Origin of the sequence: Pandoraea morbifera (assembly GCF_902459575.1) — a bacterium.
Taxonomy (GTDB): domain Bacteria; phylum Pseudomonadota; class Gammaproteobacteria; order Burkholderiales; family Burkholderiaceae; genus Pandoraea; species Pandoraea morbifera.
This window is the reverse complement of sequence record NZ_CABPSD010000011.1, coordinates 112,195-125,313: the sequence shown is the minus strand read 5'-3', so window position 1 is coordinate 125,313 and position 13,119 is coordinate 112,195. Positions and strand designations below refer to the sequence as shown.

The following is a 13,119-nucleotide window of genomic DNA, read 5'->3' as shown; positions in this document are numbered from 1 at the left end:
CGGAAAGCCGGTTACGATGCCGCCATTCACCCGCTATGGGTGTCACGTTTTTGCGTCTTCAGGTAACCCTTTCATGGCAAACACCACGCTTGGCGTCAAGGTCGACGACGTCCTCCGCACGCGGCTCAAGACGGCCGCACAGCAAATCGAGCGCACCCCGCACTGGCTCATCAAGCAGGCCATCTTCGCCTATCTCGAGCGCATCGAGAGCGGCGCGTTGCCGCCCGAACTCAGTGGTGCAACCCAGTCCGGCACCGAGGTGATCGACGGCCACGCCGGCGACGACACCGTACCGCACCCCTTCCTCGAATTTGCCCAGAACGTGCAACCGCAATCCGTGCTGCGCGCGGCGATCACGGCGGCCTATCGCCGTCCTGAGCCGGAATGCGTGCCGGTGCTGATCGGCCAGGCCAAGCTGGCGCCGTCGACGGCCACGCAGGCCGCCGACCTGGCCCGCAAGCTGGTCGTTGCGTTGCGCGGCAAGAGCACGGGCGGCGGCGTGGAAGGCCTGATTCACGAATTCTCGCTGTCGAGCCAGGAAGGCGTGGCGCTGATGTGTCTGGCCGAAGCGCTGCTGCGCATTCCCGACAAGGCCACGCGCGATGCTCTCATTCGCGACAAGATCAGCAAGGGCGACTGGCACGCCCACATGGGCAATTCGCCCTCGATGTTCGTCAATGCTGCGACCTGGGGCCTGATGATCACCGGCAAGCTCGTGACGACGACCAGCGAAGCCGGTCTCACGAAGGCGCTCACTCGCCTGATCGGCCGCGGCGGCGAACCACTCATCCGCAAGGGCGTCGACATCGCCATGCGCCTGATGGGCGAGCAGTTCGTGACGGGCGAAACCATCTCCGAGGCGCTTGCCAACAGCCGCAAGTTCGAAGCCCAGGGGTTCCGCTACTCATACGACATGCTCGGCGAGGCCGCGACGACCGAAGAAGACGCCCAGCGCTACTACGCCAGCTACGAGCAGGCGATCCATGCGATCGGGAAAGCCTCGGCGGGTCGCGGCATCTACGAAGGCCCCGGCATCTCCATCAAGCTCTCGGCATTGCACCCGCGCTATTCGCGAAGCCAGCACGAGCGTACCGTTACCGAACTGCTGCCTCGTGTACAAGCGCTTGCCAAGCTGGCCCGCTCGTATGACATCGGCCTGAACATCGACGCCGAAGAGGCCGACCGCCTCGAAATTTCGCTCGACCTGCTCGAAGCGCTTTGCTTCGACCCCGAACTCGCCGGCTGGAACGGCATCGGCTTCGTGGTGCAGGCGTATCAGAAGCGTTGCCCGTTCGTGATCGACTTCATCATCGATCTCGCCCGACGCAGCCGGCACCGCATCATGGTGCGCCTGGTCAAGGGCGCCTATTGGGATACGGAAATCAAGCGCGCGCAGGTCGACGGCCTGGAAGGCTATCCGGTGTACACGCGCAAGATCTACACGGACGTGTCGTACCTCGCCTGCGCGAAGAAGCTGCTCGCCGTGCCGGATGCGATCTACCCACAGTTCGCCACGCACAACGCCTACACGCTCTCCGCCATCTACCACCTCGCGGGCAACAACTACTACCCCGGCCAGTACGAATTCCAGTGCCTGCACGGCATGGGCGAACCGCTGTACGAGGAAGTCGTCGGCCCCATCGCGTCGGGCAAGCTCGCGCGACCGTGCCGGGTATATGCGCCGGTCGGCACGCATGAAACGCTGCTCGCCTACCTTGTGCGCCGTCTGTTGGAGAACGGCGCCAACACGTCGTTCGTGAACCGCATTGCCGACGAGACCGTCAGCGTCGACGAACTGATCGCCGATCCGGTGACGGAAGCCGAGAAGGTGCAACCGCTGGGGGCGCCGCACGCGAAGATTCCGCTGCCGCGCGATCTTTACGGCACGTCGCGCGCCAATTCGTCGGGCTTCGATCTGTCCAACGAACATCGTCTCGCCTCGCTGTCGTCGGCGCTGCTCGCGAGCGCCGGCACGCCGTGGCGCGCCGCACCGATGCTCGCCGATGGCGAACGCACGACCGGCACCCCGCGCCCGGTGCGTAACCCGGCCGATCTGCGCGACATCGTCGGTCAGGTGATCGAGGCGACCTCGGACGACGTGCAAGCCGCACTGACGCACGCCGTGGCCGCCGCGCCGATCTGGCAGGCCACGCCGGTCGAGGAACGCGCCGACTGTCTGATGCGTTCCGCCGACCTGCTCGAAGCCCACATGCCCACGCTCATGGGACTGTGCGTGCGCGAAGCCGGCAAGTCGCTGCCCAACGCCGTGGCCGAGGTGCGCGAAGCGGTCGACTTCCTTCGCTACTACGCGGCGCAGATCCGTCAGGGCTTCTCGAACGACACGCACCGCCCGCTGGGCCCGGTCCTGTGTATCAGCCCGTGGAACTTCCCGCTCGCGATCTTCGTCGGCCAGGTTGCCGCGGCACTGGCCGCCGGTAATCCGGTCATCGCCAAGCCTGCCGAGCAAACGCCGCTCATCGCGGCCGAGGCCGTGCGCCTGATGCAGGCCGCCGGCGTGCCTGCCGGCGCGCTCCAACTGCTGCCCGGCACGGGTGAAACCGTCGGCGCCGCCCTGGTGGCCGACGCCCGCACCAAGGCCGTCATGTTCACCGGCTCGACCGAAGTCGCGCGCATCATCGCGCGCACGCTGGCCGAACGGCTCGACGCCAACGGCCGTCCGATCCCGTTGATCGCCGAGACCGGCGGGCAAAATGCCATGATCGTCGACTCGTCGGCCTTGCCTGAACAGGTCGTGTACGACGTGCTCGCATCGGCCTTCGATTCGGCCGGTCAGCGCTGCTCGGCGCTGCGCGTGCTGTGCCTGCAGGACGATATCGCCGACAAGACGCTGCACATGCTCAAGGGCGCCATGCAGGAACTGGCGATCGGCAACCCGGATCGCCTCTCCATCGATGTAGGCCCCGTGATCGATGCCGAAGCGCAAGGCGGCATCAACCGTCATATCGAGCAGATGCGCGCCAAGGGCTTCCCGGTCGACCAACTGCCGTTGCCCGAAGCCGCGCGACACGGCACGTTCGTACCGCCCACGCTCATCGAGCTCACGGATCTGAAGGCACTGCAACGCGAAGTTTTCGGTCCGGTGCTGCATGTGATCCGCTTCAAGCGCGCCCAGCTCGACAAGCTGCTCGACCAGATCAACGGCACGGGCTACGGCCTGACGTTCGGGGTGCACACGCGCATCGACGAAACCATCGCCTATGTGACCGAGCGCGCCCATGTCGGCAACATCTACGTGAACCGCAATGTGATCGGCGCCGTGGTCGGTGTGCAGCCCTTCGGCGGCGAAGGCCTGTCTGGGACGGGTCCGAAAGCGGGCGGTCCAATGTATCTGCCGCGTCTGCTCGCCACGCGCCCGGCCGCGCTCGCTCCCGAGCTCAACCGCAACGACGCCGCGCTCTCGCCGCTGGTGAGTTATCGCGACTGGCTGCATCGTCAGTCGGACAGCGCCGCCGCGATCGATCGCGTGGATCGCTATCTGGCCACGTCGGCGCTCGACGCCACGGCCGTGCTGCCAGGACCGACCGGCGAGCGCAACACGTACGGACTGGAGCCGCGCGGTCCGGTGCTGTGCGTGGCCGCCACGCCGCTGGGCGCCCGCACGCAACTGGCTGCCGTGCTGGCAACCGGCAACACGGCAGTCTTCGCGGACAGCCCCGCCGCGCGTGAGCTGGTGAGTGCGCTGCCCGACACGCTCAAGGCGCGCGCCTCGGTGCTGGCCGCTGGGACCGACGCGGCCGGCGAACCGTCGCTCGCCGCCGTGCTGTTCGAAGGCGACAGCGACGAATTGCTCACGCTGAACCGTCGCATCGCCACGCGCAACGGCCCGATCCTCTCGACGCAAGGCCTCTCGCCCGAAGCCCTCTCGGCGGGCGAAGACTACGCGCTGGAGCGACTGCTGTGCGAACGCTCGGTGTCGGTCAATACGGCAGCCGCGGGTGGCAACGCCAACCTCATGACCATCGGCTGAGATAGCGCCGACGGCCGGGAGCGCGGCGCGCGACATCGGATCCGGGGACGAATCTCGCAAGATTCGTCCTAAATCTGACAGCGTGCACCTCGCGGCCGATCGCGTCCGTGGCGCGCCCAAGGCGCGCCTGACGGCCACGCATGTTCGATTCTTGCGAACATGTGCGGCCGCTTTACGTGAAAAGCGGTTATTCACCGACGCTTCCCGCTCCCCTCGCGTGTCCGCTCGACATGAGACGGTCAGCCGCGCCTTATCCGCGGCCCACGTTGAGCCGCATTTACCGTAGCTCCGCACACTGAGCGCTTTCACGGTATCGTCGCGCCCGCCCCCGACATATAAACGCGTCTCACCGCTTTCGCGCGGTCAACCCGTGCCGGCGACACGTATCGTCGGCCACAGCGGTCGTCGTTGCGCGTTGTCGCCACTTTCGTCATGCCGGGAGATCGGCGTCCGACGCGCACCGCGCCGCCGCTCAAGGAGGCTACATGTCCCTGTGGAATCCCACTGCGGTGTCATTCACCGTCTATTTGCTGCTCATGTTGGTGATCGGGTGGCTCGGTTACCGGTCCACCAACAATCTCTCCGACTACATCCTCGGTGGACGTCGCCTCGGCAGCTTCGTCACCGCGCTCTCCGCAGGGGCGTCCGACATGAGCGGCTGGCTGCTGCTGGGGCTGCCGGGCGCCATTTACGTCGGCGGCCTGTCGGGCGTCTGGATCGCGATCGGCCTGGCCGTGGGCGCATGGGCGAACTGGCATCTGGTCGCCGCGCGGCTGCGCGTGCACACCGAGGTTTGCGGCAACGCCCTGACATTGCCCGAATACCTGACGCAGCGCTTTGGCGACGGTAGCCACGTGCTGCGCATCGTCACGGCGCTCGTGATCCTCATCTTCTTCACGATCTACTGCGCCTCGGGGGTGGTGGCCGGAGCGCGCCTGTTCGAGACGATGTTCGGGCTCGACTACCGCACAGCGCTGTGGATCGGCGCCGTGGCGACCATCGCGTATGTGTTCATCGGCGGCTTTCTCGCGGTGAGCTGGACCGACACCGTGCAGGCCTCGTTGATGTTCGCCGCGCTGGTGGTCACGCCGATTGCCGTGATCACCATCGACGGCGGCCCGGCCGCGGCGATCTCCGCCGTGACGGCGGTCCACCCCGCACACACCGACTGGTTCGGGGAGCTCGCCCCCGTCGGCGTGATCTCGATGCTCGCGTGGGGCCTCGGTTATTTCGGCCAGCCGCATATTCTCGTGCGCTTCATGGCGGCGCGCTCGGCCGCCGCGATCCCGCAGGCGCGACGCATCTGCATGACCTGGATGACGCTGTGCCTGGCTGGCGCGGTGGCGGTGGGGTTCTTCGGCCTGGCGTTCTATAGCGCACGTCCGCTGATCGGCGACGGGGTGGCCGCCAACCCGGAAACGATCTTCATGGCATTGACCACCCAGTTGTTCACGCCGTGGCTCGCCGGCATTCTGCTCGCCGCGATTCTGGCGGCAGTGATGAGCACGTTGTCGTGCCAGTTGCTCGTCTGCGCGAGCGCGCTGACGGAGGACCTTTACAAGACGTTTGCGCGCGGGCCGGTCAGCCAGCGCCGTCTCGTGTGGATCGGGCGCGCGATGGTGCTGGCCGTGGCGGTCGTCGCAGTATTGCTGGCGCTCGACCCGAACAGCCGGGTGCTGGGCATGGTGAGCTACGCCTGGGCCGGCTTCGGCGCGGCGTTCGGTCCGCTGGTGCTGGCCACCCTGCTCTGGCCCCGCGTCACACGCAACGGCGCGCTGGCGGGCATCGTGGTGGGTGCCGCCACGGTGCTCATCTGGAAACAGTTCGCCTGGTTCGACCTGTACGAAATCGTGCCCGGCTTCGCCCTCGGCGGTCTGGCGCTCGTGGTCGTGAGTCGTCTCGGCCGGGCGCCGTCCGCCGACGTTCTCGCCCGTTTCGAAGCGGCCGAAGCCGCCCTGCGCCAGATCCGCGACGGCGCCCCCGCCACGCCGGGTAGCACCGATGCGCCCGCGGCGCAACCCACGCCATAACCCGGTAGCACCTTCTATCGGCAAATGTCCCTCTTGACCGGCGCGCGCAGCCATCCAATACTGCCGCGTCGGACGCATTATGCGTTTGATTGCGATGCATGCCGTCCAGGATCGACCGGTCCTGTGCCGATGGCATTTCAAGAAAGGTGCGCCGCGGCGATCCCGCAGGCGCGCCACTCAACGACATACACATGCAAGGAGAGGGTTGATGCAATCGAAGCTTACGCTCAGCGCAGTCGCAGTGGCGGGACTGCTCGCGTTCGGTACCGCCGGCGCACAACAGGCGCAGGAAGTGAAGCTGGGTTTTGCCGCACCGCTCACGGGCGCACAGGCGCACTACGGCAAGGACATGCAGAACGGCATCCAGATGGCCGTTGACGAGTACAACGCCACCAAGCCGACCATCGAAGGCAAGCCGGTGAAGTTCGTGTTGCAGTCCGAGGACGATCAGGCGGATCCGCGTCAGGGTTCGCTGGTTGCACAGAAACTGGTGGACTCGGGCATCAAGGGCATGCTCGGCCACTTCAACTCGGGCACCACGATCCCGGCATCGCGCATCTACGCCGGCGCCGGTATCCCGGAAATCGCCATGGCGACCGCGCCGGAATACACGAAACAGGGTTTCAAGACGACCTTCCGCATGATGACCTCGGACATCCAGCAGGGGTCGGTGGTAGGCACGTTCGCCGTCAAGAAGCTGGGCTTCAAGAACATTGCGATCGTCGACGATCGCACCGCCTACGGTCAGGGCCTTGCCGACGAGTTCGAGAAAGCGGCGAAGGCAGCCGGTGGCAAGATCGTGCGCCGCGAGTACGCCAACGACAAGGCCGTGGACTTCCGCGCGATCCTGACCAACCTCAAGCGCGCCAACCCTGACATGGTCTTCTACGGCGGCGCCGACGCCCAGGCTGGCCCGCTCGCCAAGCAGATGCGCGAGCTGGGCATGAAGAGCACGCTGATGGCTGGCGAGATGGTCAAGTCGGATGCGTTCCTGAAGATCGCCGGCGACGCCGCCAACGGCTCGGTTGTCTCGCTCGCCGGCCTGCCGCTCGACAAGATGCCTGGCGGCACCGCTTACGAACAGCGCTACAAGGCGAAGTTCGGCGCGGCTCCGGAAACGTACTCGCCGTACGCCTACGACGGCGCCATGGCCATGATGTCCGCCATGAAGAAGGCCAACTCGACTGACCCGGCGAAGTACCTGCCTGCGCTGGCCAAGACGAGCATGCCCGGTGTGACCACGCGTGAGCTGGCGTACGACAAGGTGGGCGATCTGAAGTATGGCTCGATCACGCTCTACAAGGTCGTCGACGGCAAGTGGACCGTACTCGAGACGGTCGGCGGCAAGTGATCGTTTGACGACGGTTCATTAGTCGCAAACGCCAAGGGCCGGTGAGTCGTCTCACCGGCCCTTGCTTTTGAATTCCGCGTTTGCCGGGATCCCCGCTTTCCGGGCGACGTCATCGCGGCATCGCGCGGCGCTCGCTACCAGACGTCCTTCGGCAGGCGTTCGCGCAACTCGGGCGGCAGCACGTCGCGCGTGAACACCGGTTCGGCGACACCGGCTTTGCGCTGCGTCTGATAGTCACGCCAGGCGAGCAACGCGTACCGGGTCAGCAATGCAATGGCGATCAGGTTGATGAATGCCATCAATGCCGTGCCGACGTCGGCGAAGCTCCACACCAGCGGCAGGCTCGCGACAGAACCGAGCATCACCGCCGCCAGTACCAGCGAGCGAAAGACATGCAGACACCAGGGTCGCTGCGTCATGTAGTCCATGTTCACTTCCGCATACGCGTAGTTACCGAGCACGCTGGAATACGCCAGAAAGAACACCGTCAGGCCGGTGAAGATCACCGCCCAGTCGCCGAAGTGCGCGGCCAGTGCACGCTGCGTGAGCACTGCGCCCTCCGGTGCGGCGCCCGGCATGAACTCTCCCGAGAGCAGGATCATGAATGCTGTCGCCGAACACACGACGATGGTGTCGAAGCACACGCCGAGCATCTGCATGAGCCCTTGCTGAACCGGATGCCGCGTGGTGGCGACCGCCGCCGCGTTTGGCGCACTGCCCATGCCGGCCTCGTTGGAGAAGAGCCCCCGCTTCACCCCCATCAGCACCGCCTGACCGACGGCATACCCGGCGATGCCGCCCGCCGCAGGCTCCAGCCCGAAGGCGTGGCGCCAGATCAACGCGATCATGCCGGGGATCTCGTGCAGATTCGCAAGGCAGACGAACACCGCAAGCCCGAGATAGGCCACCGACATGACAGGGACGATCCATTGGGCCACGCGTGCGACACGCCGCACACCGCCATAGATGATCGGCGCGGTCATCAGGACCAGCGCAATGCCGATCCACTGGCGCTCCCAGCCGAACGACGCTTCGAGCGCCTCCGCGATGGAGTGCGACTGCACGGAGTTGAGGGCGAAGCCAAAAGTAAACAGCAGTGCGACGGCGAAAACGACCCCGAACTTGCGCGAGCCGAGACCGAGCTGAATGTAGTAGGCCGGGCCGCCACGGAACGTGTTGTCCCGATGCGCAACCTTGAATATCTGGGCAAGCGTCGATTCGACAAAGGCCGACGCCATGCCAAGCAATGCCGTCATCCACATCCAGAAGATGGCGCCCGGACCGCCGATGGTCAGCGCCACGGCCACGCCCGCGATATTGCCGGTGCCGACGCGGCTGGCCAGCCCCGTGGCGAAAGCCTGAAACGGCGAAATGCCGGCGATGTCACCCGAGGTTCGCAACAGGCGAACGCTGTGCGCGAACGCCCGAATCTGTATGCCGCCGAAGCGCACGGTGAAGTAAAGGCCCGCGCCGAGCAGGGCGATCACCAGGGGGTAGCCCGACAGCACCCCGCCGACGGCATCCACCATCGATTTAACCCAGCTTTCCATGTCAGTCGTCTCCTGTCGCAATCGTGCATCACCCCTCTGAAATGAGAGGCGAGGGACGGAGAATCTCAAGGATTGGGCCATTGCGACAGTTTGCTGCTGCACTTTGCGTCGATTCCTATGCAGGTTCGGACGCGCGCCAATAAAAAAGCCGCTCGGCGATCGCCGGGCGGCTCAAAGACAAGGCAAGGAGACATCGCCGAAGAGCATATCGCCCGGATGTGACGGTGGCGTGACGCGTCGCAAAACTGCGGCGTTCAGGGCTCGGAGGTTTGCGGAGGGCGAGCGAGGGCGTGGATCGGCGCGGGTGCACGCGTACCGGTGCAAGACGAGCGCGGCCATCAGGGAAGCGGACACGTGCCTGGACTGCACGGCGTGAAAGAGCTGTGGTGAAGATCGCTGGCACGCGAGAAGGCACATTGCACGTCGACCGCGAGCGTTCTGCCCGGACCTGCGGTGTGCGCCGCGCGTGTGCCGACCCGGATCGTATCGCTTGAATGATCGAGAAACGCGCCCGCGAAGTCCGACTTGATCTTGCAGGACACCGGGCCATTCGGATTCTTGACGAGCACCGCGGACGTTCCACCGAGGTGTCGGGTCGTATAGCGGTAAAAGCCCATGCCACCCTGCGCAATCGGCGCATTGAGATCGCCGGCGGATGCCCACGTACCGAACGTGTCGAACAACTGCTTCAACTCGCGGGCAAACCCCGTGTCGGTGTCCTTCAGGATCTTGTCCGGCTTTCGAACGTCGCGATGAATCGATGGCAGTTTGGAAACGAAATCGCGCACGGACCAGAAGCCGCTCTTCACGACGCTGCCGTGAACATCGATCGTCGGCCACCCTCGCCAGAACCAGGCGTTCTCGCGCACGTACGGCGTACCCGCCCCTTTCGACAGGCACACCAGTTGCTCGGTCCCGCGTGGCGACTGCGTCACGATGTACTCGCCCTGACTGGCGCCGGGCCGGATCGACGCGCCACCGCGCCCCACATTCGTGACCGCGCATGCGAGCAGCGTGGCGTCGGATTGGGACGCCACGTAGAAGTAGAGCGCCGATCCCAACCTCAGCCCCGCACGCGACGGCGTCAGCGAGTAGCGCGTGACTTTCCAGTTGTCGTCGACGCGGACGAGTTTTTCGATCTCCTTGACGATGTAGGTCGGCACATCCGTCACGCTGCCGGGGGTGCTCGCGAGTTTCCAATGCCACGTGTTGCTGCCCGGCCGACTGCGCTGGCACGAAAGCAGCCGGCCGTCGGCGTCGCGTGTCAATCCCCAGACGTGGCACTCCTCGCCCTGCTGCTTGGCGCCGTTGAGCTCGACCACGCCCTTCGCCGAGCGGAACAGGTCGGCCTCGACCTTGTCGGCCTTGACGATGTCATTGCCCGACATTTCGAGCTTCCCGTCGAGCTTCGCGCCGTTCTTCGCGCTCAGCGTCCCTTCCAGCACGGTATCCCCCGCCACGCTCAGCCGCGCGCCGACGTTCGCAGGTCCTCCCACGACCAGGCTTTGCGCGGCCGCCGGGCCTGTGAGCTCCATGGCCCCCATGTGCAACGTGCCATTGCCGCTGATGTCCTGCACGCCCACGATGCTGTGGTATGCCCCATTTCCCCCCATGTCGAGCTGGCCCTGAAGCGTCGCCGAGTTCGCGACGAGCGGGCCACTGACGGTCGCCGCGCTGGCAGTCAACGATGTGCCACTGAGTCGCTCCGCGTCGAGTTTGCCCACGCCGACAATGTCGTGCCGCTTCACCCTCCCGCCCTGCGCGTCCTTCTCTTCGAAATCAAGCGGTCCCCGCATCGTCGAGCCATCGCGCCGGACGTAAACGTCCATCGCACTGGTCGAATAGCCCCCGCGCACCGCGATGAGTCCCGGCTTTCCGAGCGGGCTCGCGACGGTCCCGGTTTGACCGGATGAATCGAGGAACCGGAACACCTGACCGCCTTCGTGCTGAATGCCGCCCAGTGCGCCGATCTTGCGCACGGCGACCGCCGCCGCGTCCCAGTCGGGAGCGCTGCCGTAGGTCTTGTAGATCGGTGTGTCGATGTAGGTGAGCGTTTCGATGTTGCACACATTTGTGGTCTTGTCGCATTCGAGATACACGTGAATGCCGTATTCGCCGCGACTTCCCGGCGGACGCGCGCCCATGCCGGTGGCGTTGGTGGCCGCGAGCAGCCTGCTCGCCGTCAGATTGTCGATACTGGGCCGGTCGAGCCAATCCTGGCGCCTTTCAAAGGTGACGCCCCGAACCGTGAACGGCTTTGCCGATGGGCCCAGCAACGCCACGATGTCGTTGTGATGCTCCACCACGAAGCTCTGCACCTTGTCGCCCATGAGCTTCAGCGCTTCGCCCATGCGCTCGGCCTTTTCGGTGCGCATCTGCCTTGCCTGATGCACGCCCCAGAAGGAAATCATCACCCCCAGCACGGCGACGGCAATCGCCGCCGAGATCAGGAAGATCCCGGATTGTTGCTTTCGCATGGTCGAACCCCCTTTCGTCTGAGCGCCTCGCGCCGCATCGGGCGTGACAGCAAAGTCGTCAAAACTTGCCATTCTCGACGACGACTCGACACCGGGGATTAGGAAACGCCCGGAACTTTCGAAGGCTTCGCGCGAAATCAGAAATCACTCGCCCAAAGACGAAAAAAAGCCCCACGGGATTCCCGTGAGGCGGGTTTGAATGACCGGCAGGACCGGCAACGGCGCGACGGCTGAAACGTCTTTTACGGCGCGCGCATGCGGCCCGTGGGTCGCACGCGCATCGTTCGCCGACACGTGTGCGACGTGGCGCCGTGTCAGCACTCGACGATATTCACCGCCAATCCGCCGCGCGCCGTCTCCTTGTACTTGGTCTTCATGTCGGCGCCCGTCTCGCGCATCGTCTTGATGACGGAGTCAAGCGACACGTAGTGAGCGCCGTCGCCGCGCAACGCCATACGTGCGGCGTTCACGGCCTTGATCGACGCCATGGCATTGCGCTCGATGCAAGGAATCTGCACCAGTCCGCCCACCGGATCGCACGTCAGGCCGAGGTTGTGCTCCATGCCGATTTCGGCTGCATTCTCGACCTGCTCGACCGTGCCGCCCAGCACGGCCGCGAGCGCGCCTGCCGCCATCGAACACGCTACGCCGACCTCGCCCTGGCAGCCGACCTCCGCGCCCGAGATCGACGCGTTGAGCTTGTAGAGAATGCCGATGGCACCCGCCGTGAGCAGGAAATCGATCACACCCTGCTCGTTCGCGCCGTGCACGAAGCGGTCGTAGTAGTGCAGCACCGACGGGATGATGCCGGCGGCGCCGTTCGTCGGCGCCGTCACGACGCGCCCGCCCGCCGCGTTCTCCTCGTTGACGGCGATCGCGTACAGGTTCACCCAGTCCATCACCGACAATGGGTCGGACAGCGTGCGTTCCGCGCGCTGCGTGAGCTGGCGGTACAACTCCGGCGCGCGACGCCGCACATGGAGCGGCCCCGGCAGTTCGCCGTCGGCCTCGTCGTTGCCGATGCCGCAACCGCGCGTCACGCACGACTGCATCACATGCCAGATATTGAGCAACCCACGACGGATGTCCGCTTCCGCCGTATCGCCGTGGTGCCTGACCTTCTCGTTCTCCCACATCAGCTGGGCGATGGACTTACCGCTAGCGCGGCACATCTCGAGCAGCTCCTTGCCCGTGCGGAACGGGTACGGCAGTTGATCGTGCGCCGAAAGCACCTGCGCGTTCGACGCGCCCGCAGTCACGACAAAGCCACCGCCGACCGACAGATAGCGTCCCTCGCGCAACGGGTTGCCCGCGCCGTCGAAGGCATGGAATTTCATGCCGTTCGGGTGCTCCGCCATCGCCTCGCGACGATAGAACACCATGTGTTCCTTTTCGACGAACGGCACATCGTGGCGACCGAGAATCGACAGCACCTTCGACTTGCGCAGCGTGGCCAGCCGCGCGGCAATCGTCGACGGATCAACCGTATCGGGCGCTTCGCCCATGAAGCCGAGCAGTACGCCCTTGTCGGTGCCGTGCCCCTTGCCCGTCGCACCCAGCGAGCCATACAACTCGGCACGAACCGACGCCACCTGCGGCAACAGGCCGTCGCGCTCCAGTCCCTGAACGAACATCAGCGCGGCGCGCATGGGCCCGACGGTATGCGAACTCGACGGTCCGATACCGATCTTGAACAAATCGAAAACTGAAACGGCCATGAGGC

General features: G+C 65.5%; 6 protein-coding genes. 3 read left to right on the top strand and 3 right to left on the bottom strand.

Annotation, left to right across the window (positions count from 1 at the left end; translation table 11 throughout):
- Nucleotides 1-73: 73 nt before the first annotated feature.
- The 3 genes from putA (at nucleotide 74) to PMO31116_RS17900 (ending at nucleotide 7,369) form a co-directional block, all read left to right on the top strand.
- The gene (gene putA / locus PMO31116_RS17910) at nucleotides 74-3,988 is read left to right on the top strand and encodes a trifunctional transcriptional regulator/proline dehydrogenase/L-glutamate gamma-semialdehyde dehydrogenase (protein WP_150567908.1); all 3,915 of its coding nucleotides are present in this window, start codon (nucleotides 74-76) and stop codon (nucleotides 3,986-3,988) included.
- A 485-nt stretch (nucleotides 3,989-4,473) separates the two neighbouring features.
- Nucleotides 4,474-6,018, top strand: coding sequence for a sodium/proline symporter PutP (gene putP / locus PMO31116_RS17905; RefSeq protein WP_023598414.1), 1,545 nt, complete (start codon nucleotides 4,474-4,476; stop codon nucleotides 6,016-6,018).
- A gap of 208 nt (nucleotides 6,019-6,226) precedes the next feature.
- Complete coding sequence (locus PMO31116_RS17900; protein WP_145864817.1) at nucleotides 6,227-7,369, top strand: branched-chain amino acid ABC transporter substrate-binding protein; 1,143 nt, start codon at nucleotides 6,227-6,229, stop codon at nucleotides 7,367-7,369.
- Between the two features lie 134 nt (nucleotides 7,370-7,503).
- On the opposite strand, the gene PMO31116_RS17895 is transcribed toward PMO31116_RS17900, so the two are convergent.
- The 3 genes from PMO31116_RS17895 to PMO31116_RS17885 form a co-directional block, all read right to left on the bottom strand.
- Entirely contained in the window at nucleotides 7,504-8,919 is a 1,416-nt protein-coding gene (locus tag PMO31116_RS17895) for an alanine/glycine:cation symporter family protein (protein WP_150567907.1), read from the bottom strand.
- A gap of 338 nt (nucleotides 8,920-9,257) precedes the next feature.
- Nucleotides 9,258-11,396 (bottom strand): hypothetical protein, encoded by a 2,139-nt coding sequence (locus tag PMO31116_RS17890; protein WP_150567906.1) that lies wholly within the window; start codon nucleotides 11,394-11,396, stop codon nucleotides 9,258-9,260.
- 314 nt (nucleotides 11,397-11,710) lie between these two features.
- The gene (locus PMO31116_RS17885) at nucleotides 11,711-13,114 is read right to left on the bottom strand and encodes an L-serine ammonia-lyase (protein ID WP_150567905.1); all 1,404 of its coding nucleotides are present in this window, start codon (nucleotides 13,112-13,114) and stop codon (nucleotides 11,711-11,713) included.
- Between the last annotated feature and the right edge of the window lie 5 nt (nucleotides 13,115-13,119).

Bases quoted from the DNA above. Each gene is read 5' to 3' on its own strand.
- PMO31116_RS17900 (WP_145864817.1), top strand. From the start codon at position 6,227: ATGCAATCGAAGCTTACGCTCAGCGCAGTCGCAGTGGCGGGACTGCTC.
- PMO31116_RS17885 (WP_150567905.1), bottom strand. From the start codon at position 13,114: ATGGCCGTTTCAGTTTTCGATTTGTTCAAGATCGGTATCGGACCGTCG.
- PMO31116_RS17895 (WP_150567907.1), bottom strand. From the start codon at position 8,919: ATGGAAAGCTGGGTTAAATCGATGGTGGATGCCGTCGGCGGGGTGCTG.
- putA (WP_150567908.1), top strand. From the start codon at position 74: ATGGCAAACACCACGCTTGGCGTCAAGGTCGACGACGTCCTCCGCACG.
- putP (WP_023598414.1), top strand. From the start codon at position 4,474: ATGTCCCTGTGGAATCCCACTGCGGTGTCATTCACCGTCTATTTGCTG.
- PMO31116_RS17890 (WP_150567906.1), bottom strand. From the start codon at position 11,396: ATGCGAAAGCAACAATCCGGGATCTTCCTGATCTCGGCGGCGATTGCC.